This is a genomic window from Halomicrobium katesii DSM 19301, assembly GCF_000379085.1.
Taxonomy (GTDB): domain Archaea; phylum Halobacteriota; class Halobacteria; order Halobacteriales; family Haloarculaceae; genus Halomicrobium; species Halomicrobium katesii.
Window position 1 is genome coordinate 32,572 of sequence record NZ_KB905378.1, and the last position, 24,743, is coordinate 57,314.

17 protein-coding genes and 5 pseudogenes are annotated in these 24,743 nt (G+C 64.7%); 17 read left to right on the forward strand and 5 right to left on the reverse strand.

Going from position 1 to position 24,743, the window contains the following annotated elements; genetic code table 11:
• Positions 1 to 180: 180 nt before the first annotated feature.
• The 8 genes from HALKA_RS0100190 (at position 181) to HALKA_RS0100225 (ending at position 11,180) form a co-directional block, all read left to right on the forward strand.
• Positions 181 to 1,551, forward strand: a complete 1,371-nt coding sequence (locus HALKA_RS0100190) for a diaminobutyrate--2-oxoglutarate transaminase (RefSeq protein WP_018256094.1) — start codon at positions 181 to 183, stop codon at positions 1,549 to 1,551.
• Entirely contained in the window at positions 1,548 to 3,059 is a 1,512-nt protein-coding gene (locus tag HALKA_RS0100195; protein WP_018256095.1) for a pyridoxal phosphate-dependent decarboxylase family protein, read from the forward strand. Before HALKA_RS0100190 ends, HALKA_RS0100195 begins: the two co-directional genes overlap by 4 nt.
• A complete protein-coding gene (locus HALKA_RS0100200) occupies positions 3,056 to 4,861 on the forward strand; it encodes an IucA/IucC family protein (RefSeq protein ID WP_018256096.1) in 1,806 nt (601 codons plus the stop codon). The genes HALKA_RS0100195 and HALKA_RS0100200 overlap by 4 nt, the downstream gene beginning before the upstream one ends.
• Entirely contained in the window at positions 4,858 to 5,487 is a 630-nt protein-coding gene (locus HALKA_RS0100205; RefSeq protein WP_018256097.1) for a GNAT family N-acetyltransferase, read from the forward strand. The genes HALKA_RS0100200 and HALKA_RS0100205 overlap by 4 nt, the downstream gene beginning before the upstream one ends.
• Positions 5,480 to 6,829, forward strand: coding sequence for a lysine N(6)-hydroxylase/L-ornithine N(5)-oxygenase family protein (locus HALKA_RS0100210; protein WP_018256098.1), 1,350 nt, complete (start codon positions 5,480 to 5,482; stop codon positions 6,827 to 6,829). Before HALKA_RS0100205 ends, HALKA_RS0100210 begins: the two co-directional genes overlap by 8 nt.
• The gene (locus HALKA_RS0100215; protein WP_018256099.1) at positions 6,826 to 8,601 is read left to right on the forward strand and encodes an IucA/IucC family protein; all 1,776 of its coding nucleotides are present in this window, start codon (positions 6,826 to 6,828) and stop codon (positions 8,599 to 8,601) included. Before HALKA_RS0100210 ends, HALKA_RS0100215 begins: the two co-directional genes overlap by 4 nt.
• A 59-nt stretch (positions 8,602 to 8,660) precedes the next feature.
• Complete coding sequence (locus HALKA_RS0100220; RefSeq protein WP_018256100.1) at positions 8,661 to 9,557, forward strand: polysaccharide deacetylase family protein; 897 nt, start codon at positions 8,661 to 8,663, stop codon at positions 9,555 to 9,557.
• Positions 9,558 to 9,767: 210 nt separating this feature from the next.
• Entirely contained in the window at positions 9,768 to 11,180 is a 1,413-nt protein-coding gene (locus HALKA_RS0100225; protein ID WP_018256101.1) for an MATE family efflux transporter, read from the forward strand.
• A gap of 79 nt (positions 11,181 to 11,259) precedes the next feature.
• Here HALKA_RS0100225 and HALKA_RS18805 read toward each other — a convergent pair.
• A pseudogene (locus HALKA_RS18805) lies at positions 11,260 to 11,835 on the reverse strand (ABC transporter substrate-binding protein); the annotation flags it as partial.
• 90 nt (positions 11,836 to 11,925) lie between these two features.
• Between HALKA_RS18805 and HALKA_RS22415 the strand changes: the two are divergent.
• Positions 11,926 to 12,258: pseudogene (locus tag HALKA_RS22415) on the forward strand (ISH6 family transposase); the annotation flags it as partial.
• Between the two features lie 73 nt (positions 12,259 to 12,331).
• Positions 12,332 to 12,538, forward strand: a pseudogene (locus HALKA_RS22420) (ISH6 family transposase); the annotation flags it as partial.
• 104 nt (positions 12,539 to 12,642) lie between these two features.
• Here HALKA_RS22420 and HALKA_RS18810 read toward each other — a convergent pair.
• Both HALKA_RS18810 and HALKA_RS0100250 read right to left on the reverse strand, forming a co-directional pair.
• Positions 12,643 to 13,560, reverse strand: coding sequence for a YndJ family protein (locus HALKA_RS18810; protein ID WP_018256103.1), 918 nt, complete (start codon positions 13,558 to 13,560; stop codon positions 12,643 to 12,645).
• Complete coding sequence (locus HALKA_RS0100250) at positions 13,557 to 14,219, reverse strand: DUF4166 domain-containing protein (RefSeq protein ID WP_018256104.1); 663 nt, start codon at positions 14,217 to 14,219, stop codon at positions 13,557 to 13,559. Before HALKA_RS0100250 ends, HALKA_RS18810 begins: the two co-directional genes overlap by 4 nt.
• A gap of 249 nt (positions 14,220 to 14,468) precedes the next feature.
• Here HALKA_RS0100250 and HALKA_RS0100255 point away from each other — a divergent pair, with 249 nt between their 5' ends.
• From HALKA_RS0100255 to HALKA_RS21730, 6 genes and pseudogenes are all read left to right on the forward strand, one after another.
• Positions 14,469 to 15,341, forward strand: coding sequence for a ParA family protein (locus tag HALKA_RS0100255; protein WP_018256105.1), 873 nt, complete (start codon positions 14,469 to 14,471; stop codon positions 15,339 to 15,341).
• A complete protein-coding gene (locus HALKA_RS0100260; protein WP_018256106.1) occupies positions 15,341 to 15,736 on the forward strand; it encodes a DUF7970 domain-containing protein in 396 nt (131 codons plus the stop codon). Before HALKA_RS0100255 ends, HALKA_RS0100260 begins: the two co-directional genes overlap by 1 nt.
• A gap of 230 nt (positions 15,737 to 15,966) precedes the next feature.
• Positions 15,967 to 17,097: a tyrosine-type recombinase/integrase gene (locus HALKA_RS0100265; protein WP_018256107.1), complete on the forward strand. Its 1,131-nt coding sequence runs from the start codon at positions 15,967 to 15,969 to the stop codon at positions 17,095 to 17,097.
• Positions 17,098 to 17,472: 375 nt separating this feature from the next.
• Complete coding sequence (gene tnpC, locus HALKA_RS0100270; protein WP_026190087.1) at positions 17,473 to 18,888, forward strand: IS66 family transposase; 1,416 nt, start codon at positions 17,473 to 17,475, stop codon at positions 18,886 to 18,888.
• 71 nt (positions 18,889 to 18,959) lie between these two features.
• Positions 18,960 to 19,436: pseudogene (locus HALKA_RS18815) on the forward strand (IS6 family transposase); the annotation flags it as partial.
• Positions 19,437 to 19,586: 150 nt separating this feature from the next.
• Positions 19,587 to 19,718, forward strand: a pseudogene (locus HALKA_RS21730) (IS6 family transposase); the annotation flags it as partial.
• 462 nt (positions 19,719 to 20,180) lie between these two features.
• Here the strand turns inward: HALKA_RS21730 and HALKA_RS0100280 are convergent.
• The gene (locus HALKA_RS0100280) at positions 20,181 to 21,875 is read right to left on the reverse strand and encodes a glutamate synthase-related protein (protein ID WP_018256109.1); all 1,695 of its coding nucleotides are present in this window, start codon (positions 21,873 to 21,875) and stop codon (positions 20,181 to 20,183) included.
• 90 nt (positions 21,876 to 21,965) lie between these two features.
• Between HALKA_RS0100280 and HALKA_RS18820 the strand changes: the two genes are divergently transcribed.
• Complete coding sequence (locus HALKA_RS18820) at positions 21,966 to 23,462, forward strand: potassium channel family protein (protein WP_018256110.1); 1,497 nt, start codon at positions 21,966 to 21,968, stop codon at positions 23,460 to 23,462.
• A gap of 6 nt (positions 23,463 to 23,468) precedes the next feature.
• Here the strand turns inward: HALKA_RS18820 and HALKA_RS0100290 are convergent, their stop codons facing one another.
• Positions 23,469 to 24,716, reverse strand: a complete 1,248-nt coding sequence (locus HALKA_RS0100290; protein ID WP_018256111.1) for a cation:proton antiporter domain-containing protein — start codon at positions 24,714 to 24,716, stop codon at positions 23,469 to 23,471.
• Positions 24,717 to 24,743: the final 27 nt, after the last annotated feature.

The window sequence follows — 24,743 nt, forward strand, 5'->3', positions numbered from 1 at the left end:
TCGGTTAGCTCTCGGCATATTATTTCAACATTTCGATCTTTTAGGGTATTTTCGCGACTTTTTACTAGAACTCTAACTATTACCAGTAGCTTTTTATTTTTAGGTATACCTAAAACAACTGATGACGAGCCATCACACGCTGTCCGGAGGGATGGCCTCCCGGACTGGAGGTGATCGTGAGTGAACTACGCTGACGCGACGGCCGACCAGTTGCTCGCCCAGCAGGCAGATCGCGAATCGAGCGCGCGGACCTATCCGCGATATCTTCCGCTGGCGATCGAGACCGCCTCGGGACTGACGGTCGTCGACGTCGACGGCAACGAGTACTACGACTGCCTCGCGGGGGCGGGGACGCTCGCTCTCGGACACAACCATCCGGCCGTCGTCGAGGAGATGGAGCGCGTGCTCGCCGACGGGCGAGCCATCCACACGCTGGACATCACGACGCCGGAGAAAGAGCGGTTCGTCGACACGCTGTTCGACTGTCTCCCCGACGAGCTGACAGACACCGCGAAGGTCCAGTTCTGTAGCCCCGCCGGGACCGACGCGGTGGAAGCGGCACTGAAGCTCGTCAGAACGGCCACCGGAAATCGGCCGATCCTCGGCTTCCAGGGCGGTTACCACGGGATGACTGGCGAGGCGTTGAGCCTCATGGGCAACACCGGGCCGAAAGAACCTCTGCCCGAACTGCCTTCGGCCGTCCACCACCTCCCGTACCCCTACACGTACCGGTGTCCGTTCGGGGCGGGCGGCGACGAGTGCTGGCGAACCAGCGCCCGGTACGTCGAACGGGTGCTCGACGATCCCGCGAGCGGCGTCGTCTCGCCCGCCGGCATGATCTGCGAGTCGGTCCAGGGCGAAGGAGGGTCCGTTCCCGCGCCGGTCCCGTGGCTGCGCGAGATCCGGCGTCTCACCGACGAGCACGACGTGCCGCTGATCGCCGACGAGATCCAGACCGGGCTCGGTCGCACCGGAGAGCTGTTCGGCTTCGAGCACGCCGACATCGTCCCCGACGTGGTCACCGTCTCGAAGGCCGTCGGCGGGGGGCTCCCGCTCGCGGTCGTCGTCTACGACGAGGAACTCGACGGGTGGGAGCCGGGAGCGCACGCGGGGACGTTCCGTGGCAACCAGCTCGCGATGGCGGCCGGGACGGTGACGATGCGACACGTCCTCGACAACGACCTCGACGAGCACGCCGCAGCGATGGGCGAGCGGCTCCGCGAGCGTCTCGAAGACACCGCTGCGATCAGCGACGCGGTCGGGGACGTTCGGGGACGTGGCCTCATGCTGGGCGTCGAGTTCGTCGACCCGGCCGGCGAGCCCGGCCCGCAGGGCCATTACCCGCCCGACGGCGACCTCGCAGAGCGCGTTCAGGCCGAGGCGTTCGATCGCGGGCTCATCGTCGAGACCGGCGGGCGCGACGGCGCGACCGCTCGGTTCCTCCCGCCGCTGGTCGTCTCCCCGAGACAGGTCGACGACATCGCCGAGCTGTTCCACCGCAGCGTCCGCGCGGCGATCGACGCCGACGAACGCGCGGAGGTGCTCGCATGAGCGGCGGGGCTCCCGACGCGACGGAGCGCCTGGACCAGCCGCCGGTCGACGACGCGTTCCTCGGGAGCGACGAGGGAAACCGCGCGTACGCGGCTGCGGCCGACGCGGCGACGCGCGCCGTCGTGACCGCGACCGACCGCGCGACGCCGTACTCCGGCGCTGACCCCGACACGCTCCGCGACCGGTTGGCGGGACGGCGTGTCCTCCCCGAGCGCGGGCAGTCTGTCGAAGAGACGCTCGGCGAGGTCGCGGACGAGGTGCTCTCGTCCGTCGTCGGCGTCTTCGACCCGGACTGTGTCGCTCACCTCCAGTGTCCGCCGACGATCCCCGGACTCGCGGCCGAAACGCTCGTCGCGGGGACGAACCAGTCGATGGACTCGTTCGACCAGGCCCCAGCGCCCTCCGTCTGCGAGGAGCGGGTCGTCGACGCGCTCTGTGACCTCCTGTCGTTCCCTGCCGGCGCTGACGGCGTGTTCACGAGCGGCGGCACCCAGTCGAACCTCCAGGGCCTGCTCTTGGCCCGGGAGTGGTACTGTCGGGAGCGACTGGACTGTGACGTACAGACCGAGGGACTCCCTGCCGACGCCGACGACCTCCGGGTCGTCACCTCCGAGGCGGCTCACTTCACCGCGGCCCAGGCCGCGGCGCAGTTGGGTCTCGGCGAGGACGCCGTCGTCGAGGTCCCAACTGACGACGGCTACCGGATGGACCCGGACGCGCTGGACGCGACCCTCGCGGATCTCACAGCGGCGGGGTGCCGACCGTTCGCGCTGTTCGGGACCGCAGGGACGACCGACCACGGTGCCGTCGATCCGCTCCCGGCACTCGCCGACCGCGCAGCCGAGCACGACCTCTGGTTCCACGTCGACGCCGCCTACGGCGGCGCACTGCTGCTCTCAGAACGCGAGCGGTCGACGCTCGACGGGATCGACCGGGCTGACTCCGTCGCGGTCGACTTCCACAAGCTGTTCTACCAGCCGATCAGCTGTGGGGCCTTTCTGCTCCGAGACGGCAGCCAGTTCCGGCTACAGGACCGCAACGCGGCGTACCTCAACCCCGAGGCCGACGACGAGGCGGGCGTCCCGAACCTCGTCGGGAAGTCCCTCCAGACGACCCGTCGGTTCGACGCCCTGAAACCGTACGTGACGTTCCGGACGCTGGGACGCGAGCGCCTCGCCGACTGGGTCGAGTACGTCGTCGACCTCGCGACCGCCGTCGGCGACGACGTTCGTGACCACCCCGAGCTCGAACTGGTGTGTGAACCACAGCTGAGCACCGTCCTGTTTCGCTACCGGCCCGGCGAGGGCGATCCGGACGAGATCAACCCGGCCATCCGCGATCGGCTGCTCCGGGCGGGGCGGGCGGTGATCGCCCGCACCGAAGTCGACGGGACGGCGACGCTCAAGTTCACCGTGCTGAACCCGCGCGCGACGCGCTCGTCGCTCCGCGCGCTGCTCGAATCGGTCGTCGAACACGGCACCGAGATCGAACGAGAGAGATCGACATGACGCGACTGACACGACACCACGACGACTCGGCGCGCGAGATCGCGCGCCACGCCACGACGCACAGCTTCCTGAACTGCTACTGCCACGAGACTGCCAGTGGGGCGTTTCGACCCGCCGACGAGACGCCGATCGACACCGAGGGGACCGTCCTGTACTGTCCCCTCGAAGCCCAGGGCATCGACCTGTACGCGCGGGTCGCACACCGCTCGCCGACCGGGCGTCACCTCTTCGAGACGCCGGTGCAGTACCGCGTCGAGGGGACGATCCACGACTGTGACTACCTCACGCTCGCGACGCTCCTGACCAAGGAGCTCGAACTGACGCGCGGGGGCGACGCCGATCGGGACGAGCTGCTCGCCCGTGTCGTTTCGAGCTGTCGGGCGACGGCGCGGTTCGTCGATGCCCGCCGTGGTGACGACGCGCTCACCGATCCCGAGGCGACGTTTCGTGAGGCCGAACAGTCGCTCGTGTTCGGACACCTCATGCACCCGACCCCGAAGAGCCGGCGCGGGATGGGTCGAGACGGGCCGCGCTACGCGCCCGAGCTCGGGACGAGCTTCTCGCTGCACTACGTCAGCGCCGATTCGGCCGTCGTCGAGCAGGCGTCCACGCGCGAGCACAGCGCCGCCGAGTGGGTCGCGTCGGCCCTCCGAGACGATCCGACCGTCTCCGACGACGTCGTCGACCGCCACGTCGACGACGGGCGCGTGCTCGTTCCGCTTCACCCCTGGCAGGCCCAGTACCTGCTCGACCGGGATCCGGCACGGAGCTTGCTCGCTGACGGGCGTCTCGAATCGCTCGGAGCGATCGGCCGCGAGTTCGCACCGACCTCCTCGGTGCGGACGCTGTACGCGCCCGAGTCCCCGTTCATGGTCAAGGGCTCGCTGGCGGTCAAGATCACGAACGCCGAGCGGACGAACAAGCGCCCGGAGTTGGACCGCGGCGTCGCGATCTCGGAGCTGCTCGACACCGAACTCGGGGACGCGATCGACGATCGATTCCCCGCGTTCGACGTGATCCGAGACCCCGCCTATCTGACCGTCCAGAGCGAGAGCGCCGAATCCGGGTTCGAGGTCGTCCTCCGAGAGAACCCGTTCGCTCCGTCGGGCCGGCGGCGAGCGACGCCGGTCGCGGCGCTGTGTCAGGACGCCATTGCGGGGGCGTCCCGCCTGGAGCGGGTCGTTCGCGACATCGCACAGCGAACGGGGCAAAGCCCCGACGCGGTGAGCGTCGACTGGTTCGAGCGGTATCTGGAGACGGCGATCCGGCCGGTCCTCTGGCTGTTCCTCGAATGGGGGCTCGGACTGGAGGCCCACCAGCAGAACACGGTCCTGACGCTCGATGACGACGGCTATCCGGACCGCGCCTTCTACCGCGACAACCAGGGGTACTACTTCCCGGAGGGTGCCTACGATCGGATCGACGCCGTCTGTCCCGGCGTCGGCCAGCGGGCCGACACGATCTGCCCGGACGCCGTCGCCGACGAGCGGATCCGCTACTACGTCGTCCTGAACAACGCCTTCGGCGTGATCAACGCCTTCGGTACCGCCGGGCTGGTGGACGAACGTCGGCTCCTCGAACACCTGTACGACCACCTCTCGTCGCTCCGGCAGTTCGACCGTCCGTCCTCGTCGCTGCTCGACCCGCTCTTCGAGTCCGAGACCGTCCCACGCAAGGCGAACCTGCTCACGCGGTTCCGCGGACTCGACGAACTCGACGCCCCCTCGCTGGACGACCAGTCGGTGTACGCTGCCGTCCCCAATCCGCTGATCGAGGAGTTCTCACAGGCGGTGATGCGATGACCGCGCCCGCCATGTCGGTCGGCCGCGACGACAGCTTCCGGCTCCACGACGAGACGATCGACCGGACGATCGCGTTCCGTCCGGTCTCGCTGTCCGAGGATCTCGGCCGGCTGCACGCGTGGCTCAACGCCGAACACGTCCAGCCGTTCTGGGACCTGGCAGAACCGCTGTCGGTGTTTCGCGAGACGATGGCGGGGAAGCTGGCGACCGAGGGCGTGGGCTGTTACGTCGGATCGGTCGATCACGTCCCGATGAGCTACTGGGAGTGCTACTGGGCGACAGACGACGAGGTCGGCGAGCACTTCGACGCGAACCCGACCGACCAGGGGCTCCACCTCCTCGTCGGCCCGCCGGAGTTCGTCGGACAGGGGCTGGCCGTCCCGCTCGTCAGAGCGATGCTGCGCTTTCAGTTCACACACGCCGAGACCGACCGGATCGTGGTCGAGCCCGACGTTCGCAACGAGGTCGTCAGACACGTGTTCAGTCGCTGTGGGTTCGAACCGGTCCGAGAGATCGCCATGGACGAGAAAGACGCGCTGCTCATGTACTGCCACCGCGAGACCTTCGAGGAGACGATCTGGCCCGACGGCCACGCGGCAGTGGCGGAGGTGAGAGCGAATGACTGAAATCGACCGTGGTCACGTCGACGTCCTCGGTGTGGGACTCGGACCGTTCAACCTCGGGCTCGCGGCCCTGCTCGCGGACACGGACGTCGAGGCGGCGTTCCTCGAACAGGCGTCGGCGTTCGCCTGGCACGAGGGGATGCTCATCGAGGGAGCGACCCTCGAAGTGCCGTTCCTCGCGGATCTGGTCACGCTCGCCGATCCGACCAGTGAGTACAGCTACCTCAACTACCTGCGCGAGACCGACCGCATCTACGAGTTCTACTTCTACGAGACGTTCCAGGTGCCTCGTCGGGAGTACGACGCCTACCTCGGCTGGGTCGCGGATCGACTCGACAGCTGTCGGTTCAGCCGCCGGGTCACGAGTGTCACCGAGATCGATGCAGGCTTCCGGGTCGAAGCCGTCGACCCGGAAACCGGCGAGCGGTACGCGTTCACTGCCGACGACCTCGTCGTTGGCGTCGGCTCACGGCCCTACGTTCCAGAGCAGTTCCGCGACTGTCTCGGCGACGCCGTCTTTCACACCGCACAGTACCGCGACCGCCGCGACGGCGCTCTCGACAGCGACGCGATCGCCGTCGTCGGTTCCGGCCAGAGCGCCGCCGAGGTCGTCCTGGATCTGCTCGAACGACAGGCCGATCACGGCTACCGCCTCGACTGGCTCACCCGGTCGGACGGTTTCTTCCCGATGGAGTACTCGAAGCTCGGCCTGCAACACTTCACCCCGGAGTACACGCGATACTTCTCCGACCTCGATCGGGAGACCAGAGACGAGACGCTCTCCGAGCAGGACCTCCTGTACAAGGGGATCGACGTGCAGACGAGCGCACGGATCTACGACACGCTGTACGAGCGGTCTATCGGTTCGCGCGATCCCGACTTCGGGATGCTCGCGACGACCGCCGTCGAGGATATCGAGGCGACCGACGACGGGTACCGTCTCACGTGCCACCAGACCCAGCAGGACGAGCGATTCGTCCACGAGGCGGCGACGGTCGTTCTCGGGACCGGCTACCACCGGCCGACGCCGTCGTTCCTGGGACCGCTAGAAGACGCGCTCGAACGCGATCCGAAGGGGCGGCTCCGTATCACCGAAGAGTACCGCGTCGAGAGCGACTGTACGGGGCGGCTGTTCGTCCAGAACGCCGGGGTCCACACCCACGGCGTCGGCACCCCGGATCTGGGTCTGGGCTGTTACCGCAACGCCGTCATCGTCGAACAGCTCACCGGCCGCGAGGTGTATCCGATCGACGAGGACACGGTCTTCCAGGACTTCGACGTCGAACAGTTCCTCGCCGATACGTCCGCCGAGCGCGTCGGCAACCACTACGGAGGCCGCCGATGAACGCGAACGAACGTGCGAGGGCCGCCACGACGCACAGTTTCCTCAACTGCTATCTCCGTGAGACGGGTGCGTACGATGTCCGCTCGGCAGAGAATACCCCGCTCGACGCGGATCCCGAGGAGGCGATCCACGTCCGCTTCGAGACGCAAGGCGTCGACCTGTTCGTCCCGCTGGCGTACGAGTCCCCGACGGACCGCCACCTGTTCGACCTGCCCGGCGTCTACCGGCTCCCGGACGGTGAGGTACTGAAACTCACCTATCCGACGCTCGTCACGCTGGTGACGACGGAACTGGCAGCGGCGCGGAGTGGCTCGGGTGCCGCCGACGAACTGCTACTGCGGGTCATCCAGAGCTGCAAGAACGTCGAACGGTTTGTTGAAGCACGCCGTGGTGACGGGCTCGATAGCTTCGAGACGACGTTTCTCGAAGCCGAACAGTCGCTCGTCTTCGGCCACCACCTCCACCCGACGCCGAAGAGCCGGGAAGGGATTCCACCACACAAGCGCGAGACGTATGCACCGGAACTCGGCGGCTCGTTTCGATTGCACTACTTCGAGGTAGCCCCTTCGCTCGTAGAGCACGGCTCGGCGCTGACCGAGAGCGCGCCGGAGTGGATCGAACGGACGCTCCGTGCCGACGATGCCGTCGACGAGTCCTTCGTCGCCGACCACGTTGACGGAGACGGCATCCTGATCCCGGCCCATCCCTGGCAGGCTGACTATCTTGAATCACAGCCACACGTTCGGGAGCACCTGGGTGATGACATCGTCTCGCTCGGCCCGGTCGGTCAAGTTTTCCATCCGACCTCTTCCGTCCGGACGCTGTACAGCCCAGACGCGCCGTTCATGGTCAAGACATCTCTCGGCGTCCGGATCACGAACTCCAAGCGAGTGAACAAGCGGCGCGAGTTGGACCGAGGAGCCGCCATCACAGAACTGTTCGATACGGCACTCGGACGGACGGTAGACCGAAAGTTCCCGTCATTCGACATGCTCCACGACCCGGCGTACCTGACAGTGAACGTGGGAGACGGGCCGGAATCCGGATTCGAGACCGTCCTCCGGAAGAACCCATACCGGGACGACGCCGGGGCAAACGTCATGCCAGTCGTCGCCCTCTGTCAGGACGGCGTCGCCGGCACCTCACAGCTGGAGACGATCGTCCGGACGCTGGCCGAGCGTGAGGGCCGTACGACCGAGGCGGTCAGCAAGGACTGGTTCGAACAATACCTGCAGACGGCAATCCGTCCCGTCCTCTGGCTGTACCTCGACTGCGGACTCGGCGTTGAAGCCCACCAGCAAAACGGCGTGCTCGAACTCGAAGACGGCTATCCCACGAGCTTCGCGTACCGCGACAGCCAGGGGTACTACATCCCAGAGTCCGCGGCCGACGACCTCGACGCGCTCCTGCCAGGCGTGTGTGATCGAACGGACACCGTCTGTCCCGACGCCATCGCGGACGAACGCGTGCGCTACTACGTCGTCCTGAACAACGTCTTTGGCGTCGTCAACGCGTTCGGGACTGCAGGTCTGGTCGACGAGCGGGCCTTGCTCGACGTATTCCGGACGGAACTGGAGCACCTCCGACAGTACGACCACGCAGCATCGTCACTCCTGACTGACCTGCTCACTGCAGAAACGATCAGTTGCAAGGCGAACCTACTGACGCGGTTCCACGACATGGACGAACTCACCGGGTCGCCCGAGACACAGTCGGTCTACACCGAGATTGACAACCCACTTGTCGCGACACAGGAGCCACGTCAGCCGTGACTCGGAGAGCCGACAACCGACGACCGACCGAGCGAACGACCACTTCACCGGAGAAACCGATGACAAACGACACCACAGTAGCCACCGACGGATCGACCGGCGAACAGCGCGACCTAATCGACGAGGGCGTCCCGTGGGAGACCGACCAGGATCCCTGGCCAGACGACTACCAGGCGGCCGCAACCTTCACGTTCGACCTCGACGCAGGCGAATTGTGGCGAGCGGCAGGGAGCGTCGACCCGGAGTTCGCACGGATCAGCTATCGGGGAGAGTACGGCCCCAAAGTCGGCGTCCCGCGGATCCTCGACGTGTTCGACCGCCACGATGCTCAGTGTACTTTCTTCGTCCCTGGGAAAGTCGCTGCCGACTGGCCGGCCGTCGTCCAGCGAATACACGCGGCCGGTCACGAGATCGCACACCACGGATACACCCACGACTCGCCACGGAACATGCCCCCGGAACGTGAGGAGCGCGAGTTCAAGCAGGCACTCGACCTGTTCGACGACCTCCTCGGGGAGACGCCCACCGGCTACCGGACACCCGGTGGCACGACGGACCAGACGATGGAACTGGTCCTGGCCGCCGGAATGACATACGACGCCTCCTCGCAAGCGACGGACGTACCGTATCTGCGCGACAGCGGCGACCTCGTCGAAATCCCGAACTGCTACCTGCTGGACGACTTTGTCTACTGGGGGTACAACATGTCCCCGGCGTTTGAGTTCCAGGCAGGAATCACGCCGGTTCAGCAGGTGTTCGAGGCCTGGCGGGCCGAATTCGAGGGACTCTACGATCGCCGTCGGCTGTTCGTTCCGACGATGCATCCCCAAGTCGTGGGCCGAGCGAGTCGCGTAGACATGCTCGACCGCCTGCTGGAACGCGTGCTCGCCACCGACGACACCTGGGTCGGGACGTGCGCGGACGTTGCCTCGCACTGGCACGAATCAGTCGTCTGAACGGACAGCCATGGAACTGACAACGACGACAGACCGGGACGGCAGCGAGAGCCAACCGGATCGGTGCCGCGTGTCGACTGATACTGCCGGCTATCACTGTTTCAAGATATTCGCGACCACGAGGTCGCGAAATTCAGTACAGACGTACAGCCGGCAGTATGAGCACCGGCGGGAGGCGTTCGCGACGACCTTCCCCAACGGGTATCCGACATGACTCTGTGGGGGCGACTCCGTGCTCTCTTCGACGGCCCGACTGACGACCTAACGACCGGCGGGATCGCCAGGCCGTTGCTCTGGCTTGCCATCCCTATCGCCGTGACGAACGCGCTCCAGACGGCGTACAACCTCACTGACACGCTCTGGATCGGCCGATACAGTACCACGTCCCTCGCCGCGATGAGCTTCGCGTTTCCGATGGTGTACCTGCTGTTGTCTCTCGGTCTCGGCGTGTCGGTCGCCGGGAGTGTCCTCGTCGCCCAGCACACGGGCGCTGAAGACACAGAGGAAGCCAACTTCGTCGCCTCGCAGACGATCACGTACGCGACCATCGCCTCCGTCGTTCTCGGTGCGACCGGCTACCTGTTCGTCGACGACCTGCTGGCGGTACTGGGTGCCTCGGGGGCCGTCCTCACCGAAGCGACCGCGTACCTCCGGATCATCTCGCTGGGCATCGGGTTCTTCTTCACGTTCGTCGTGTTCATCTCGCTGCTTCGGGGCTACGGCGACACAGTCACGCCGATGCTGGTCATGTTCGGCTCCGTCGTCCTCAACGTTGCCCTGGACCCGATCCTCATATACGGATGGGGTCCAGTGCCCGAGCTCGGAATTCGGGGTGCTGCGTTTGCGACGGTCGCCTGTCGTGGACTCGCGGCAGCCTTCGGCGTCGGTCTCCTCCTGTACGGGACGCAGGGGTTACAGATTCGGCCCGCAAAGATGATCCCCGACATCGAATTCGGCAAAAAGATCGGTCGTGTCGGGCTGCCGTCTGCCGTCGAAGAGGGTGCGCGTGCGCTCGCTATCAACCTCATGCTGTTCATCGTCGGACTGTTCCCAACGGCCGTTGTCGCGGGCTACGGCGTCGGCATCCGCGTCTTCTCGCTGGTGGTCCTCCCCGCTGTCGCGTTCGCGAGCGGCGTCGAGACGATGGTGGGACAGAACATCGGCGCGAGAGAACACGACCGCGCCGAGCGGACCGTCTCGTTCGCGGCGGTCGCCCTGCTCGGTGTGCTGACGTTCGTCGGGCTGGTCGTGTGGGTCGGTGCACCTGCCATCGTGGACGTGTTCACCCGAGATCCGGATGTCGTCGCCGCCGGGGCGACCTTCCTTCGATTCGTCGCTCCGACGTTCGGATTCATCGGGGTCCGGCGGGCGTTCAACGCGGGCTTTCGCGGTGCCGGCAAGACAGGTACCGCCGCGATCATCGTCGTCGGCGTCCTCGGCGTCGTTCGCCTCTCGACAGCCTACGGCGCGGCCGACATCCTCGGACCGACCGGGATCTGGCTCGGGTTCGCACTGTCGAACGTCGTCGGCGGCCTCCTTGCGTTCGCCTGGTACTCCCGGGGGACGTGGCGGGGCACCGACCTGATGGGAGACGCCGGCCCAGAGCCGGCGGACGACGACTGACGGTCCCACACCCTTTCAGGCGGGAACAGCTCGTGAAAAGAGAGTCACTCCCGCTCCATCACCGAAGACTCGCGGAGGATCAGACGCCGTCCGTGACGATCTCGGCGACGCGCTGGTGGTCGAACAGCTGGTCCTCCGTGAAGATGTCTGGGAAGAACGACTTGGCGAACCGTTCGAGCAGGAAGAGGTTGTGGAGCGGCCCCGCGTAAATCGGACCGCCACGGAACACTGTCTCGTTCTCGACGGCAGTCAACTGGCTGGCGACGGAGTGCTCTCGCATGAACGAGAGGACCGTGTTACGGAACTCTTCTCGGGACTTGTCGCCGTGGCCGCGGAGGAGGATTGCGTCGGGGTCGATTTCGAGCAGCGTCTCGTAGTCGAGAGCGCCCCGGTCCGTGGTCGAGAGACCGTCGCCGCCGGTACCAGCGAACGCGTCGGTGATCCCGAGCGTGTGGAAGTGCTCCTTGTTCGCGCCCTTCCCAGAGAGCCGGTACGGATAGAACTCTTCGGGCTCGTCCTCGCCCTGCCACACCAGCGCAGCGTTCGGCCGCGCGTCCGGCCCCGGCACCCGAGCTTCGACATCGGCGACGACGCCGTCGCGAATGGAGCGGATCGCCTCGTAGCGATCGCGTTCTCGGAAGATCGCCGCAACTTTTGGTCGTGTCGCAAAGCTCTCTAGAGTTCAGTAGCAACTGGCTCCCGTGAGGAACGGGTCGCTTCTGGTGTCCAACCTACGAGGCAACCCATGCACGCCACAATCGACGTGCGGTTCACGATTAGCATCGACGAGGACAAAACGGTACCGCTCGCCACGCTTGCCGAGTTCGTTACCGAGCAGAACGTCGAGTCAGTACTGCTCGAATCGATGGTCGAGAGCCTCGATGCGAGCCGCGTCGAGGCGCTCTGTGGGGAGAAACACGCTCACGGCAACGGTGACCAGCGGTTCCAACGAGCCGGCACCAACACCCGTACAGCCGTCACAACCGCCGGTGAGCACGAACTCGACCTTCACTACGTCGAAGATACCGACGCTGACCACGACGAATCCAGCTACTTCCGGCCCGTCGAACGGCTCATACGGATTATTGTAGCGATTTACCGGTGATTGTCTACTCTGTGGCGACGATCACCGGTAAGAAACTACAATAAACCGTATCATGGGCGAAGTCAGCAAGCGGTGTAAGAACCAGTGGATGCGATGGACGGCAGAGGGGTCAGAGGCGCTGCTCCAACTTCGGCTGGTGAAGTACGCTGATCCAGCCTACTACGAATCGTTTCTCGACAAACTGCTTCACCGTTCGATCAAAACAGCAATGAGCTGTGACTTCTCAATTGAGAGTATCGGAGGCAAAGTCTAGACCGCTTTGCGACGCGACCCAGATATTTCGTCTTGTCCATCTCCGACGCCGCTGACGGGGATGAAGCTATTCTTGATGCGCATACCGTCAGTGCCCGTCGACGGCTACCGTGCTTCGCTCGCCGTGGGACGAGCGAGTCGCCAACCCACGAGCCCACAGATGGCGAAGCCGAAGGCGTTGAGCGAGCCGTGAACCGTGACCATCTGCCCGATTGGCAGTCCGAGCGGGCTGGACCCAGTGTAGGCGGCCAGCCCGTAGCCGAGGGCCAACACCATCGACCCTGGGAGCGCGAGCGCCGACACCGTAAGCATCGCCGCCTGCCGGCGTGGCCGTGTCGGCACCACCCGGCTGAGCAGATAGCCAGCGAGCAGCGTTACTCCGAGAGTGAACAACCCAACTGCGAGCACCTCTACCAGCGGCGAAAACGAGATTCCGATTCCGATGAGTGCGGGCCCACCGAACACGACGAACGCGAGCGGGCGATACCAGCCGCCGGGCGCGACCCGGCCGGACAGCCCCGTCACGACAGCCAGCGCGAACCCCGCGAAGTTGAAGTGAACGAACGTGAGCAGGATGATGACCGGCGCGAACCAGAGCGTAAGGTCAAGATGGAACATGACGAGTGCGACGGCCGCGACGTTCAGATACGCGAGCCCGACATCGACGACCCGATCGGCGAGTGGCGCGAAGCCGCGATTGCGCGCATCGAGCGTCCGGGTCGCGCCCGCAACTCCGAGTGAGAGTGTCACCGGAAGCCAACAGGCCGCCGCGAGCGCTGCCGCCAGCCCGTCGAGAGCGGTGACCGACGCGAGCACCGCGAGTGCGCCGACAGGCTGGAGGGTGACGCCCACCCGCCGAAACCGCTCGCTGCGCCCGTCGAATTCTCCGACTGCGGAGAGCCCGAGTGGGACGACGACGAGCGGTGCGAGTGCGACCGCACGCTCGATCGGGCCGAGCCAGCCGACCGCGAGCGCGCCACCCCAGACGACCGCGCCGGCGACTGCACTCGCATCGGAGTTCATGCGGGGAGCGTCGTCGGCGTCGCGCCCGGGCGAAGCGAGTCCATATCCCGAGATTCTGTCTTCTGGGTGAACGTCCCGCTGTAGCCGAGAATCTCACCGACGAGTGGGTTCGTCACCTCCGCCCGGACGCGAAAGCGATCTTCGCTGTCGAGGAAGTTGTCCCGCACCTCAACGGTGGCGGCCATCGGCCCGGCGAGTGGGAGATACTGACCAGCAACACGCACCCACTGCTTGCCGCCCTCAATGACGAGTTCGCTGGATTCAACGCGCGGGTGGAGTTCGCTCACGATGTGGCCGCCGCGTCCGAGGAAATCGAACAGTCGGTCACGGTCGTCGTCGTAGACGGTCAGCGAGTCGAATCGTCGGGTCGTCGACTCGAAGGTGAATGCGCGCTGGGTGATGAGCGCCTCGCGGCCCGCCACCTCGACGCCGGCCGTCGTCACCGTGAACGGGACCGCCTCGCCCCGTTCGGGAAACAACAGATTCCAGTGGGGCATCGCGTACAGTCCGGGGAGGAGGAGCGTGCCACGAGTAATATCCATCTCGCCGCGACCGACACAGACGTACTCGTCGGTCGACGCGAGCGCGTACCGGTCGCGCACACGTTCGTGGAGGTGGTCGGTCTCGTCGGCGAGTTTCGCCGCATACACACCAGTCATTGTCTCTGTAATTTCGTGCGGGCGAGCTATGAAACTTCGGGGAATCGGAGGATCCCGCTCTTTGCGGTCTCCACTGGACGATCCCCCTCGTAGGCGACCACCTACCCGTGGTCTACGGTCTGGGGCTTGTACACTGCCCACTGTTCCAGCACCTTCTCCTCCTCACCTACCTTAGGTAACTAAGCTACGCTACCTAAGGTAGGTGAGTTGGGTAAGTTATATGATGTACCTACCTCAAAAGAGGCACGTATGACACCGGAACCTCGCGCCGTCGCCGTCGGCATCCTGAAAGGGGGCTTCGGCAAAACCACCACTGCGCTGAATCTGGCGCGGGAACTGGCGCACAGAACCGAATCGGCGCTCGTCGTCGACCTCGACGACAACGGCCACATGACGCTCAACCTCGGGTTCGACGAAGAGTACAGAGGCGACTGCTGGGGCACGAACCACACCGCGGACGTGCTCCTGGGCGACAGCGATCCACGTGAGCACATCGTCACCGTCACCGACGGGCTCGACCTCTTCCCTGCCCACGTCGACCTTGAGGACGTCCAGTCGGGCCTCAAGGAGGCGACGATGGGCACGACCCGACTGAAAGAAGAACTCGTCGACGGACTCCTGGGCGACGAGTACGACTACATCGTGATCGACTGCCCGGCCAACCGCGGCAAGCTCAACGACAACGCGATGTACGCGACGGGCAACATCATGATCCCGCTTCGACCGGAGAACGGCTACGAGACTGGTCTCACGAACACAGTCCAGCGACTGATCCTCGAAGCCCGCGAGTACTTCGAGCTGGACATCCTTGCCGTGCTGCCGACTGACCTCTCGGATCGGATTGACCAGGACACACGCGATCGGCGACTCCTGCGAGAAATGACGACTCGCGACGGCGTCGCCAAGCACGTCCCGAACTTCGCGTATCTCTCTGCCGACGACTGGGACCAGATCGACAACGGGGAGTACGACGGCCCGCTGCCGGGAATTCGCCATCGAGCGGCGATCGACAACGCCAACGACCAGGGGCTGCCGCTGCGGGACTACGACGCCGACTGTGACCAGCTCGACCACTATGCCGAACTCGCCCAGATCGTCGAGGCCGGGGAGGTCGATCGGTAATGGGCTTCGACGATCTCGACAACGCCGAGCAGGAATCAGACGACGACCAGTCCGAGGCGACGCCGGCAGATCATGACTCGACGCCAACGCACGAATCCATGTCTGAGACCACAACCGAACCCGAACACGAGTCGGAATCTGAATCCGAATCTGACTCGCTCGATGAGCCCGCGTTTGCCTACGACGACGTCAAGCAGGACGCGATCTACGCTCGCGAATCGTCGCTGAACGAACTCGGCGACGCACTGGCCGAGTTGGATCTCAAGCTCCGGAAGCGCGATCTCCGCGATGTTCCGAAGCGCGAGAAACACGACGCGCTCGCCCGACTGGCGGGTGATCACGTCGACGAACTTGCGGATCTCGTTGAGGCTGCTCGGGCCGGCGAATCTGAATAGCCGGTTTTCTCTTGCCTGAAGCTGTCTAGAGCCAATTCCTGTATAGATGAATATGCGAAGATTGCGTATAGCATTATGAGATTTATCGCTTGTGTGTAGGCCGATATTCAGACGGTACAACGGCTATACTTCCGCAATTCGGACGATAAGCAGCGCCAACCAATTTACTTGTGCTTACTCACGGAAGGGTATGTACTCTTTTGGACCCCCGCGCCGTACAGACGGCACGGATGGTCGAACAGACTCAGACCGACGCGAACCCGACCCTCACAGCCGCGAAAGACCAGTTCGTCGACTCGCGGCGGAAAGGCAGCGCCGGGCGCTACGCGACGGAACTCGATCGTGTACTCTCGGCGTGGCTCGTGTGGTGTGAGGATCGCGGTGCGACGGGCACCAGCGATATTTCTGACCGACTCTTGGCCAACTACGCTCAGTACCTCGGCCGGCGCGTCAGCGCTCGCGTGAGCGATCCTGACGACGATGACGGCATCTCCGGTCGGACGGCCCACCAGTACTGGGGCTACATCCGCTCGTTTCTCTCGTACTGCGTCGAGTGGGGCTACATCGACCAGAACCCGGCAAAGCAGGGCCACGTCGTCGACGAACTCCCGGAGGAAAGCCTCGGCAGCAACGATGACGCCGAACAGACGTGGTCGCCCGACGAACGCCGGGCGCTTCTCGACTACGTCGACGAGCAGGCCCGCGACGCGATCGACGCAGACGGCCTGGACGCTACTGGTCCAGTCCGCGACCGGGCAATCATCACTCTGCTCGCGTACACGGGCGCTCGTGGGGCCGAACTGTTTCGGGATCCTGATGACGATCGTCGCGAGGGACTCCGGTGGTTGGACATCGACTTCGAGAGCAACCGGATCATGGCGCTCGGGAAGTCACAAGACTACGAGGCCGTCCAGTTTCCTGAGGCCGCCCACAGTGCGCTCCGGCAGCACAAGCGCGTCCAGCAACCACCAGACGATGACTGGCCGGTGTTCCCGACGCGCCACCGACCGACGCTCGCCCAGCTCGAAGGCGACGCCGACGGCGACCGTGGCGACCAGCCACTCGCCGACTACCTGCACGAGCACGGTATCGAACCGCCGTCGATCACGACGACCGGCGTCCGGTCGGTACTTAAACGGCTCTGCAAAGACGGCGAGATCCCGGTCGAAGGCGACCACGAGTATCTGAAACCCCACGGTGCCCGGCGCGGGATCGGGAAGGCTCTGTACAAAAATCACAGCCACGAGGCGGCGCAGAAGGCGCTTCGCCACCAGGACCCAGCGACGACGAGCGAGATGTACGCCGACATTGAGGCCGGTGAGGTCGCGGCGATCGCCGACGACGTCCTCAAAAACGAGTAGCGCTACCCGTCTAACTTCTCTTCCAGCACCTCAACTCGCTCCCGTAGCTGCCCGGTCTTGTCGGTCTCGCTGTGGAACTTCTGGAGCCGCTCCTCCTCGATGACGAGCCCCGAACCAACGATGACCGCGACGACCGAGAGGTCTATCTGGAGGCGGAGCAGGCCGAATGGCTTGAGGCTTTTCGATGCCGTCGCGGTCGCGTTAAGTTAGAGGTACGTGTTTAGCCCCAGCTGATTTCGTCACTGTCTCGTAGGAGGTGGTCTATGACAGACACATGGTCCGTCAGCAGAGAGTGAGTTTGTTTCCACAGGGATGGTCTCCGCTCCTCGGAGACCATCCCGTTGGCTCTGCTGGTGTCAATTCGTGGTGGGAGTGGTGAACGAGGACGATCTCACCAAGGACGAACTTCTCTCACGGTTTCTCCAGATGGAGGAGAAAATCCACGAGTTAGAGGAGAAACTCGACCAGAAGGATGAGCGGATCGAAGAACTCGAAACACGCCTGCGGAAGTACGAGAATCCGCACACGCCTCCCAGTAAGCGACGGTCGGGGACCGATGAGTCCCCGACCGAGCAAGACGACGAAGACGACGATGTCCGAACTGACGGTGGCACTCCTGGTCGGAAGGACGGTCACGACCCGGAGTGGCGTTCGACAGCTGATCCCGACGAAGAAGTCGAGGTCACCTGCGATTGTTGTCCTGAGTGTGGCGACCACTTCGACGAGTCGGTGGGCGTCAGCCCCCGACTCGTCGAGGAAATCCCGGACCCACAGCCACCGGAAGTCACCCAGTACAACCGCCACTGCTACCAGTGCCATTCCTGTGGAACGGAGACAGTTGCGACTCACCCCGACTGCCCCGATGAGGGGCAGTTCGGGGTGAACGTCATCGCCCAAGCAGCACTGTCTCGGTACGATTATCGCCTTCCCCACCGGAAGATCGCTGATCGCTTTGAGCAACTACACGGACTGGAGTTGTCGGGCGCGTCCGCGTGGCACGCGACCGAGCGCGCTGCGCGCGCCGGTCGCTGCGAGTACGAGCAGCTCCGACAAGAGATTCAAGATGCTGACGTGGTTCACATCGACGAAACAGGCGTCAAACGCGACGGTGAGCAAGCGTGGATTTGGACGTTTCGGACAGGCAAGCACACGTTATACGCGGTTAGACAGAGTCGTGGGAGTGATGTTCCCGCAGAAGTCCTCGGCGAGGACTTCGCGGGAACGGTCATCTGTGACGGATGGACGGCGTATCCAGCCTTCAGCAGTAATCTTCAGCGGTGCTGGGCACATCTTTTCCGGGAAGCCGAAGACGCTGCGAGTGACCACGAGGAGGCAGAACCGGTGTACCGATATCTCAAGCAGATGTTCGTCGGTCTCCAGTCGTGGCTGGAGACCGACCCGAGTCCTCGTGAACGAGCGCAGATGCATCGCTCATGCCAGAACGGACTCAGATCGCTCGTTGAGCGGTCAGTGACCACCGAATCAGTGGTAACACTGCTCGGGAAAATCGAAGGTGGGATCGACCACTGGCTCACCTTTGTGGGTGAGCCAGCGGTCTCCCCGACGAATAATACGGCTGAGAACGCACTTCGTGAACCTGTTGTTCTCCGGAAAATCATCGGCACGCTTCGGAATGACCGAGGAATGTTCGTTCACGAGACGGTCTTGTCCCTGCTGGCGACGTGGCGCCAGCAGGGACGCAATCCCTACCAAGAGCTTCGTCGAGTCGTCAGCAGCAATGAGATGATCTCACGCGCTCACGCTGTGCCGGCTGTTGAGACCTCCGGGTAAACACATACAGTTAGAGAATAACGCGGACGAGTTCTGAGTGTCTATGAGAATCCGACCGCCTCAGCGGAAGTATCGAGTGGGTAGACTTGTCGTTTGTGGAGCGAGACCGGACTCCCGAGTGGGCGATTCAAGTGGGTATCCGGTGTCACTTGTCAGGTATGTCACTTCGGGAGGCCAGTCAACATCTCGATGAGTTGGGAGTCGAGCGGAGCCACGTTGCGATCCACGAGTGGGTTCACAAGGCAGATCTACAGCCGATCTCGACGGTGACTGCGGATCAGCTCGCGGTTGACGAGAAGGTGATCCGCCTGCACGGTCAAGATCACTGGCTGTACGGCGCTGTTGATCCCAATACGAACGAAATTCTTCACGTGAGCCTGTTTTCGACCACAACGAAACAGACGACGCGGTGGTTTCTGGACGAGCTACAGCACCGCTATCACCTCGACGACGTGGTGTTTCTCGTCGACGGTGCGGATTATCTTGGACCAGTTCTTGTTGAAGACGGCTACCGATTCCAGGTGATTTCACATGGGAATCGGAATGCTATCGAACGGCCGTGTTTAGACGCTCCTCAACCGGCGAGTCATGGGCCGTTGCGGTTGATCTAAAATCTGTCCTGAGTGCCTCATCGTGTCGATCTGTTCGCGGAGCATACGCCGCAAGAGCCGATTTGTACTGCGTCTAAACAAGGCCCTATCGAACGTGTTTTTTGGGAAGTAGAACGACGAACATCATCGTTTGCAAATAGTTTTAGCCATGTCACGCTTGAGATAGCTGAATCTTGGTTCGAAGCCTTCGCCGTCTACCACAATTCACGCCAAACTTAACGCGATATCCAGAGGAGAATCCGTGGGGTCCTGTATTCGTCACGCTCGCGATCATCGGTGGCTCGCGGATTCATACGGACGGTTGTAGGCGTTTACCCAGTCGACCGCACGACGGCGTGTGGTCGATCTGGTAAAGACCTACAACTGTCCGTATCAAACAATCCACCTCAATGACCCGAGTTCGAATGGGTTTCCTGTGCTCTGTTGAATAGCGGTGTTAGCCGTGAGGGTCAAAATTTGAGTCGGCTTGTTAGGTGCTAAAACTAGTGGTCTCAAAATCAGTGTCGTTTCACGTGGCTCAGAGACCGCTATTCAACACGGCAGTTTCCTGAAACTTGATGGTGCCACCGGCGGGTTCTGGGTGTCGAACCTCACGAGTTGCTCGGTGAACGCGAAGAGTTCGTCTCGGTTGGTCGAGAGAGTGACTCGGGACTGCGTCGGGCAAGGACGACGTGTCCATCGTCATCGCCTAACTCCAGCGTACTCGACGCCGGTCAGCTCCGCGATCTCTCGCTTCCAGGTCGTCAGATCTCGACGCTCGAAACCACCGAGATCGTCGTGGCCACACGCACGGGCCATCACCTTCATCAACTCGACCGTCGCTTCGAAGAAGTTCTGGAGACCATTGGCGGCCGAATCGACGACGAGTCGGCTCCTGAGATCCTCGCGCTGTGTCGCGATCCCGACTGGGCAGTTGTTCGAATCACAGGCTCGCATCCCGAGACAGCCGATTGCCTGCATCGCGGCGTTGGCGACCGCGACGCCGTCTGCACCCAGTGCCATCGCCTTGATAAAGTCGGATTCGGTCCGCAGTCCGCCGGTCGCGATCAGCGTCACGTCGTCGGCCCCGCGGTCGTCCAGATGGTCGCGGGCGCGGGCCAGCCCCGCCATCGTCGGCACTGAGATGTTGTCTTTGAACACGTCCGGTGCAGCCCCGGTCCCGCCGCCGCGGCCGTCGAGAATGAGGTAGTCGGCACCGGCTTCCAGCGCGAAGTCGATGTCGTCCTCGACGTGCTGGGCCGAGAGCTTGAAGCCGACCGGGATATCGCCGCCGACATCGCGAACGCGGTCGGCCATCTCGGCGAAATCCTCGGGCGTCCGGAGGTCGGGGAACTGGGCGGGGCTGACGGCGTCGGTGCCCGGTTCGAGATCACGGACTTCGGCGATCCGGCCCTGGACTTTCTCGCCGGGGAGATGGCCGCCGGTGCCGGTCTTGGCCCCCTGTCCCGCCTTGAAGTGGAACGCCTGTACGTCCCGGACGTGGTCGATGTCCCAGCCGAACTTCCCGCTGGCGTACTCGTAGAAGTACCGCGAGTTGGCCGCCTGTTCCTCGGGGAGCATCCCGCCCTCGCCGGAACAGACACCGGTGCCGGCCCGATCAGCGCCCGTCGAGATCGCCACCTTCGCCTCCTCGCTGAGCGCGCCGAAGCTCATGTCGCTGACGAATATTGGGATCTCCAATTCCAGGGGCGTCTCGGCTCCGGGACCGACCACAAGTCCGGTGTCGACCGGTGCCTCGTCGGAAAGCGGCGTTCGGGCGAGCTGCGCGGTCTGGAGCTGGAGGTCGTCCCAGCTCGGCAGCTCAGTTCGGGGGACACCCATCGCGGAGATGTCCCCGTGCTCACCGATTCCCTCGGGACCCAACTGTGCGAGAGTCTGGATGTAGTGGGCGTGCGGTTCCTTCTCGTAGTCGGGTTCGCCGTAGAACTCGGGGTCGACCGAGCCGCCGTCGATGTCGTCGGTGGCCCCAGCCATTGCTCCGGCGTCCCCCTCGCCGGGCGTCGGGTCGTCGCGTGGCTGCGGGTGCCCCTCGGTCCACCCCGCCACCTCGTCGGCGTCGACGTAGACGGCGTCCGCCCCCTCGTCGACCGCGGCCGAGAATTCGGCGAGTTGCTCGCTGTTGTCGTACTCGCTGATGCCGGTGTCGATGCGGTAGTCCCAGCCGTGGACGCCACAGATGAGGTTGTCGCCCTCGACGTGGCCGTCGCCGAGGAGAACGCCGCGGTGCTGGCATCGACCGTACAGGACCGACACCTCGTCGTCGTATCTGACGACGACGAGATCGACGCCCTCGACGCGGGCGTGGGCCGGGTCGCGGTCGTCGAGTTCGCTCCACGTGGCGACGCGTTCGGGCTCCTCGAGAGGTTCCTTGGTCATCCAGCCAGACCTGCGCGTGACACCACATAAACGTGTCTTACCCGCGTGTTATCGGGGTTATAGGGGACTGCGGACGCTCTGGCTCGACGAATGGCCTGTGGATACGTCGCCGACCGGGACGCCGACCGGAGCCCCTGTCCGCGGCCGGTCGGCCCGGACGCCGAACGGTGTCCGTTCCACGCCGCGGAAGCGGCCGACACCGACGTTCGAGCCGCCGTCTGTGCAGACCTGCGCAGCGACGACGAGCGGAGACTGGAGTACGTGGACGTGGAACTCGACACGCTCGATCTCTCGGGGCTGGTGCTCGAAACGGACGGGCTCGCGGCGGTACGGTTCCGGGACTGTACGATCAGCGAGACCGTCGCTCTCTCCGGATCGGCGGTCGAACAGCCGATCGTCTTCGAGGGCTGCACGCTGGGTCGTCTGGACGCGAGCGACGCGACCTTCGAGGAGAGCGTGACGATCACTGACACCCGCATGGGCGAAAGACGAGACGGTACGTGTCTCACTTTCCGACGCGCGACGGTGGCAGGGTCGTTCTCGCTCGACGACGTGACTGCCGAGGGGAGCGTCGAGTTCGCGAGTCTCACGGCCGAGAGCTGGCTCGAACTCGATGGCGTCTCGGTGACCGGCAGCGCTCACTTCCCCAACGCCGCCATCGAGCGCGGACAGATCGTCGACACCACCTTCGGGCGCTCAGTCCAGTTCACCGGGCTGGACGCGCGCCGGTTCACCGTCGAGCGGGTCGCGTTCGAACGTCCGCCGAGATTCGACGACGCAGTGGTCGGGTCGCTTCGCTTCCGGCCTGTGGGGAGTGTCGAGTGTCGCCTCGCCGGTGCGACCGTCGACGGCGGCCGCCTCGATCAGCCCGACGACGGCCGGGCGTGCTACGACCTGACGGACGCGACGATCGGCGATATCGACCTCGACTGTTCCAGCGAGACGCTCGATCGCTACCGGTTCTACCGCACGCGCTTCGACGGGTTCCCCTTCGCCGCCTACCGGGAGTTCTTCCGGGAAAACGACTGGCGACTGCACGACTACGTCGGCGATCCGGTCGTCGAGGCCGACACTGCGGGGCTGGAACGCACCTATCTCGAAGCGCGCCAGGGTGCCGGAGCGGTCGGCGACGGCGAGAACGCGGCCGCGCTGTTCCTCAGGGAGATGGGATACCGCCGCCGTCGGTACGCCGATCACGCGCTGGACCCGGCGCGATCGCCCGGCCACCGCGTCGACGCCGGGCTCCGGTGGGCCACGAACGCGGCGCTCGACCTCGTCGCCGGCTACGGCGAGCGGCCACAGCGAACGGTGCTGGCGTCCATCGGGGTCATCCTCGGCAGTGCCGCGCTCTACCCGGCGGCCGGCGGACTCCGGGACGCCGGCTCCGTCGTCACCTACGGGACGGGTGGCGCGAGCGCGCTCGTCGACGCTCTCTATTTCAGCGTCGTCACCTTCACCACGCTGGGCTACGGCGACATCGAACCGGTCGGGGGGCTCGCGCGCGCTCTCGCCGGTGTCGAGGCGGCCGCCGGCGCGTTCCTCGTCGCGCTGTTCGTCTTCGCGCTCGGCCGACGAGCCACCCGGTGATCGATCTCATCCTGCGGTTCCGTCGGCGTCGCCCCCGGCCAGCCCGGTCAGGTCCAGCACCGCGGGCATGAGCAGCCCCTGGACGACCAGACTGAGGACGGCGACGCCGAACACCATCGTCTCCAGGGGGCGGCCGGCGGCGACCCCGTCGGGGACGGCGAGGACGAGCGCCACCGGGACGACCGTGTGGAGCCCGCTCCAGACCATGATGTGCTGGCAGTTGGTCGGGACGGAGTCGCCGAGCAGCCTGTTCGTCGCGGTGACGAGCGGGTAGATGGTGGCCGCCCGGACGAGGAGGACCAGGACCGCCGCGAGCGCGATCAGTCCTGCGTGGTCGACGAACTCGGCGAGTTCGACGCTGGCACCGATGAGGACGTACAGCACCGTCGTAACGAGGAAGGCCAGCGTGTCCCAGACCTCCTGGACGGTGTGTTCGGGGTCGCTCATGGCGTCGTGAGTCTCCGCGTGGGCACCCATCGCCAGCCCCGCACCGACCGTCGCCAGCACGCCGCTGAGGTGCAGGTAGTGTTCAACGACGAGAAACGAGCCGTAGGCGACGGCGATAGTCACCAGGAGGACGCTCATCGAGTCCGAGAGGCCCCGGACCAGCCGGTGGGCCAGGAGGCCGACGACGACACCGATCACGAGTCCGCCGCCGCCGACGACGGCGATGTCGGCCGCGAAGCCGCTCAGTCCGGCCACCGTTGCGATATCTGTGACTGACTCTCCCGAGGCCTGGATCGTGGCGACCAGCGTCGAGAAGACCACGATTGCGACGCCGTCGTTGAGGAGACTCTCGCCCTCGATGGTGACCGCGAGCCGCTCGGCCACGTCGAACTCCTCGAACATCGAGAGCACCGCTGCGGGGTCGGTCGGGAGGACGATAGCGGCAAAGAGCAGCGCGACAGACAGCTCGAAGCCGAAGGCGACGGTGCCGACCGTACCTAGGAGCGCGACGGCGAGCGGGAGCCCGACCAGCGTCAGGACGAGTACGAGCGGCGCGTCGTCCCGGAGCTCGCGCACGTCGATCTCGATCGTCCCCTGGAAGACGATCGGCGGGAGCAACAGTAGGAAGATGACATCGGCCGTCAGTTCCAGGCCCGGATCGAGGCCGAGCGCCGCGACCCCCAGCCCGACAGCGGCGAGTACGCTCGCGTAGGCGACTCGATCGCGGTGGCGTACCAGCAGGCGGACGACGAGCGCGACGACCAGCACCGCGAGGACGCTCGTCAGCGTCGCGGTGATCCCGCTCACGCGTCGTCCACCTCCAGTGTGACAGTG